This is a genomic window from Streptomyces sp. NRRL WC-3549 (assembly GCF_000721935.1).
Classification (GTDB): domain Bacteria; phylum Actinomycetota; class Actinomycetes; order Streptomycetales; family Streptomycetaceae; genus Streptomyces.
Genome location: NZ_KL585385.1, coordinates 99,524 through 104,654, shown reverse-complemented (window position 1 = coordinate 104,654; position 5,131 = coordinate 99,524). Strand labels below are relative to the sequence as shown.

Genomic DNA, 5,131 nt, shown 5'->3' with positions numbered 1-5,131 from the left:
CCAGAGCCAGACGGTGGCGGCGAACAGCCCGACGGCCAGGGAGACCGCCACCGCCAGGAGCGCGCTACTGGTGAGACCCATGGTTCGAATGCCGCTCTCTGTGTAGGAAATTTCCAGACATCGGAATGAACCCGCCCCCCGCCTACCGCGTCCTAGAGGACGCACACCGTCCGTAGGTTTCGGCCGACGGACCCGGCAATCTCTCGCGGAGTCACACCAAGCGATGTCTGTCACGGTAGATAGGGATAAGTCAGGAAAGGTTCCGCCTCAGAGCCTGCCCCGCAGGATCCTCCGCGGACCCCGTCCCGACGCGGTGCCGGCCCTGGTCGGGAGCGCCTGTGCGGCCGTCGGCCTGATCGATGTCGCCGCCGGTGTCTTCCCGCGCTTCCGGCACAGCCGGATGCACAGCCTGGCCGAGGTGCTCCCCGGCGCGCTCGGTCCCTTCGCCGCGGCGCTGTCGCTCAGTTCGGGCGTCCTGCTGCTCCTGTTGGCCCACGGCATCAAGCGGCGCAAGCGGCGGGCCTGGCGCGCCGCCGTCCTGCTGCTGCCCGCGGGCGCGGTGGCGCAGTTCTCCTACCGCCACTCGTTCCTCGGTGTGCTGCTCTCCCTGGCGCTCTGCTTCCTGCTGGTACGCAACCGGGCCGAGTTCGCCGCACTCCCGGACCCGAGGAGCCGCTGGCGCGCCTTGGCCAACTTCGTCCTCCTCGGCGCCGGCTCGCTCGCCCTGGGCCTGGTCGTCGTCAGCGTGCACCCCGGCCGGGTCGTGGGCGACCCCTCCCTCGTGGACCGGCTGCAACACGTGCTGTACGGCCTCGTGGGCCTGGAGGGGCCCGTGGACTACACGGGGGCGGCCTCGCGGACGGTGGCGTACTCCCTGGGCTCCCTCGGTCTGCTGACCGCCGTCACGACGGTCTACCTCGCCTTCCGGCCCGAACACCCGGTCGCCCGGCTCGACGAGGACGACGAGGGACGGCTGCGGTCCCTGCTGGAACGGCACGGCGGGCGTGACTCCCTGGGGTACTTCGCGCTCCGCCGCGACAAGAGCGTGGTCTTCTCGCCGAGCGGCAAGGCCGCCGTCTGCTACCGCGTGGTGTCCGGTGTGATGCTCGCCGGCGGCGACCCGGTCGGCGACGTGGAGGCCTGGCCGGGTGCCATCGAGCGCTTCATGGACGAGGCCCGGGCGCACTCCTGGGCCCCGGCGGTGATGGGCTGCAGCGAGAGGGGCGGCGAGGTGTGGACCCGGGAGACGGGCCTGACCGCACTGGAGATCGGCGACGAGGCGGTGGTGGACGTCGTGGACTTCTCCCTCGCCGGACGCGCGATGCGCAACGTGCGCCAGATGGTGAAGCGCATCGAGCGCAACGGCTACGAGACCCGCGTCCGGCGTGTCCGCGACATCGGGCCCACCGAGCTGGAACGCATCCGCCTGGCGGCCGCCGACTGGCGCGGCACCGACACCGAGCGCGGCTTCTCCATGGCGCTCGGCCGGCTCGGCGACGAGGCCGACGCGGACTGCGTGATCGCCACCGCCCACCTGGCCGGATCCGACGAGGACCCGTCCCCGTACGGCGACCTGAAGGCGGTGCTCCACTTCGTCCCGTGGGGCGAGGACGGCCTCTCGCTGGACCTGATGCGACGGGACCGCGCGGCCGACCCCGGCATGAACGAGCTCCTGATCGTCGCGTCCCTGCAAGCCGCCCCCCGGCTCTCGGTGGCCCGGGTCTCACTGAATTTCGCCATGTTCCGCTCCGCCCTCGCCCGCGGTGAACGCCTGGGCGCGGGCCCGGTGCTGCGTTGCTGGCGCGGGCTGCTGCTCTTCCTGTCGCGCTGGTTCCAGATCGAGTCGCTGTACAAGTTCAACGCCAAGTTCCAGCCCCGCTGGGAGCCCCGGTTCGTCGTCTTCCGCACGGCCCGTGAACTGCCTCGGATCAGCCTCGCCGCCCTTCAGGCGGAGGGCTTCGTCAGCCTCGCGCCGCCGCGCCCGTTCCGTCCGCGGCGCCCCCGTCCCTGCGGCCATCGCACCGGGCACCCCGGCGAGCAGGGCGTCCCCACGACCCGGCCCCTCTGACGGCCTGGTCGCGCACCGGGCCGTAGGGACCGAGCCGCCCTCCCCGCCGGACGTACGACGACGACCGCGGCACCTCGTCGCGTAGGCGGAACACCCGTGTGCACGCGCCACGCGGACCTCCCGCCGCCCGGCGGCGCACCGGGTCCGACGCCGTGCGACGACCCGCCGGGGACGACGGGACAGCCCTTAGGCTGGCCCCATGAGTACGTTGCGAGGACGGGTGCGGGGTCTGCCGGAGTGGGACCGCTGCGCGGTCATGGGTGTCGTCAACGTGACGCCCGACTCCTTCTCCGACGGCGGCCACTGGTTCGACACCACGGCGGCGATCAAGCACGGCCTCGAACTGGTGGCCGAGGGTGCTGACCTGATCGACGTGGGCGGCGAGTCGACGCGCCCGGGCGCCAGCCGGGTGGACGCCTCGGAGGAGCTGCGCCGGGTGATCCCCGTCGTGCGCGGTCTGGCCTCGGAGGGCGTCACCCTCTCCGTGGACACCATGCGCGCCCAGGTCGCCGAGCAGGCGGTCGCCGCCGGGGCCACCCTGGTCAACGACGTGAGCGGCGGCCTCGCGGACCCGGACATGATCCCGGTCGTCGCCGCCGCCGGGGTGCCGTTCGTCGTCATGCACTGGCGCGGTTTCAGCGAGTCGATGAACAGCCGCGCAGTCTACGGGGACGTCGTCTCCGAAGTCGTCACGGAACTCCGCGCGCGCATGGACGCCGTGGTCGAGGGCGGGGTGGCCCGGGAGAACCTGGTGATCGACCCGGGGCTCGGCTTCGCCAAGAACGCCGCCCAGGACCTCGCCCTCGTGGCCCGCCTGGACCGGCTGCACGACCTGGGCCGGCCGCTGCTCGTCGCCGCCTCCCGTAAACGGTTCCTCGGCAAGGTCCTCGCCGGGGCCGACGGCACCCCTCCGCCGGCCCGCGAGCGCGACGCGGCGACCGCCGCCGTCTCCGCCCTCTCGGCACACGCGGGAGCGTGGGCGGTCCGGGTCCACGCGGTACGCGCCACCGCCGACGCCGTGCGGGTCGTCCGCGCCGTCGAGGGAGCCGCGTGAGTTCCCCGCGGGACGACCACGAGGCGGCCGCCGCCGACGTCCGGGCCGTGGAGGACGCCAACACCGCCTTCTACGAGGCCGTGGAACGCGGTGACCTCGACGCGCTGTCGGCGCTCTGGCTGCCGGGCGAGGACCTCACGGTCTCCTGCGTCCACCCCGGCTGGCCGGTCCTCTCGGGGCGGGGCGAGGTCCTGCGCAGCTACGCGCTGATCATGGCGAACACGGAGTACATCCAGTTCTTCCTGACCGACGTACGGGTCGCCATGACCGGTGACACCGCTCTGGTGACCTGCACCGAGAACATCCTCAGCGGCGGCCCGGCCGAGGAGGGCCACGCACTCGGCCCGCTCGTCGGGCAGCTGGTCGTCGCCACCAACGTGTTCCGCCACACACCGGACGGCTGGAGACTGTGGTCCCACCACGGCTCTCCCGTACTGGCGGAAACCGGTGAGGAAGAGGACGAGGAGACGCCCTCCTGAGCGTTCGGCGCGTCCGCGGGGATTGGGCTCCCGGATCACCGGGTATACGGGCCTACCGGTCCGCCCGGGCCGGTCCGCGTCCCCCCGCTCGTCGGCTCTGTCGGTGCCCGCGGGTAGATTCGAAAGACGGCACCCCACCGCCCGCACGCGGGCGGGTGCCACCGGAGACGACTACAGCAGGAGTGATTCGCGTGGATCGTGTCGCGCTGCGCGGCCTCAAGGCCCGCGGGCACCACGGTGTCTTCCCCCGGGAGCGGGAAGAGGGCCAGACCTTCATCGTGGACCTGGTGCTCGGGCTCGACACCCGTCCCGCGGCAGCCGCCGACGACCTGACGAAGACCGTGCACTACGGCGTGGTCGCGGAAGAGGTGGTCGCCGTCGTCCAGGGGGACCCGGTCGACCTGATCGAGACCCTCGCGGAACGCATCGCGCAGCAGTGCCTCAAGCACGGAGGGGTCGAGGAGGTCGAGGTCGTCGTCCACAAGCCGGATGCCCCGATCACCGTCCCGTTCGACGACGTGACCATCACCATCACCCGGAGCCGAGTATGACCGCTTTTTCCACCGAGGGGCAGAGCGACCCGACCGTCCAGCCGGTGCCCGCCGCAGTCGTCGAGCAGGTGGACGCGGCGGACGTCACCCTCTCGAACCCCAAACGGGCCGTGATCGCCCTCGGCTCGAACCTCGGCAACCGCCTGGAGACCCTCCAGGGCGCCGTCGACGCCCTGGAGGACACCCCGGGCCTCCGGGTCAAGGCCGTCTCCCCGGTGTACGAGACGGAGCCCTGGGGCGTCGACCCCGGCTCCCAGCCGTCGTACTTCAACGCGGTGATCGTCGTGAAGACGACCCTGCCCCCCTCCTCCCTGCTGGAGCGCGGCCAGGCCATCGAGGAAGCCTTCGAGCGGGTCCGCGAGGAGCGCTGGGGGCCCAGGACCCTGGACGTCGACATCGTGTCGTACGCCGACGTCGTCTCCGACGACCCGCTGCTGACCCTCCCGCACCCGCGCGCCCACGAGCGCGCCTTCGTCCTCGCCCCGTGGCACGACGTGGAGCCCGAGGCCCAGCTGCCCGGCTCCGGTCCGGTCGCCGAGCTGCTGGCCGGCGTCGGCGGTGACGGTGTGCTTCCCCGGGCCGACCTGGAACTCCGCCTGCCCGAGTAGTCGTTAGGCTCAAGGGCACACGACTCTCAGCTACCCGGGAAGCCGGGTACGACGACGCGGGCGGCGTCCGGCACGGCGACGCCCGGCACCGACACCGGCACGGCGAAGGGCGGCACTCTCGGTGAAGCAACTACGGCTCGGGCTGCTGGCCGGGCTTCTCGCCGGAGCCGGCGTGCTGTCCTGGGCGGGAGCCCGTCTCTGGGACTCCCTGGGGACCCTGCCGAGCGTGCCCCTCGCCGCACCCGTCGTGCTCGCGGCGATCGCCGTCGTCCTGCTGGCCACGGCTCTGTCGATACGGTCACGGCTGCGCGCCCAGCGGGAGCGCAGGCCGGGTGCCAAGGGCGTCGAGCCGCTGATGGCGGCCCGCGCGG

6 protein-coding genes are annotated in these 5,131 nt (G+C 72.7%); all 6 read left to right on the top strand.

What is annotated here, in order from left to right:
* The first annotated feature begins 223 nt into the window (after positions 1-223).
* Positions 224-2,068, top strand: coding sequence for a phosphatidylglycerol lysyltransferase domain-containing protein (locus IH13_RS0104020; RefSeq protein WP_051835753.1), 1,845 nt, complete (start codon positions 224-226; stop codon positions 2,066-2,068).
* A 199-nt stretch (positions 2,069-2,267) separates the two neighbouring features.
* Positions 2,268-3,122, top strand: coding sequence for a dihydropteroate synthase (folP, locus tag IH13_RS0104015; RefSeq protein WP_037840717.1), 855 nt, complete (start codon positions 2,268-2,270; stop codon positions 3,120-3,122).
* Positions 3,119-3,601: a nuclear transport factor 2 family protein gene (locus tag IH13_RS0104010; RefSeq protein WP_031081022.1), complete on the top strand. Its 483-nt coding sequence runs from the start codon at positions 3,119-3,121 to the stop codon at positions 3,599-3,601. The genes folP and IH13_RS0104010 overlap by 4 nt, the downstream gene beginning before the upstream one ends.
* A gap of 191 nt (positions 3,602-3,792) precedes the next feature.
* Complete coding sequence (folB, locus tag IH13_RS0104005; protein WP_031081021.1) at positions 3,793-4,152, top strand: dihydroneopterin aldolase; 360 nt, start codon at positions 3,793-3,795, stop codon at positions 4,150-4,152.
* On the top strand, positions 4,149-4,760 hold the full coding sequence (gene folK / locus IH13_RS0104000) for a 2-amino-4-hydroxy-6-hydroxymethyldihydropteridine diphosphokinase (RefSeq protein WP_031081020.1): 612 nt from the start codon (positions 4,149-4,151) through the stop codon (positions 4,758-4,760). The genes folB and folK overlap by 4 nt, the downstream gene beginning before the upstream one ends.
* Positions 4,761-4,881: 121 nt before the next feature.
* Positions 4,882-5,131 (top strand): DUF3180 family protein (locus IH13_RS0103995; protein WP_031081019.1); only part of this gene is annotated, 250 nt, incomplete at its 3' end.

Excerpts from the sequence above, each read along its gene's own strand:
- IH13_RS0104020 (WP_051835753.1), top strand. The coding sequence starts at position 224 with ATGTCTGTCACGGTAGATAGGGATAAGTCAGGAAAGGTTCCGCCTCAG.
- folK (WP_031081020.1), top strand. The coding sequence starts at position 4,149 with ATGACCGCTTTTTCCACCGAGGGGCAGAGCGACCCGACCGTCCAGCCG.
- folP (WP_037840717.1), top strand. The coding sequence starts at position 2,268 with ATGAGTACGTTGCGAGGACGGGTGCGGGGTCTGCCGGAGTGGGACCGC.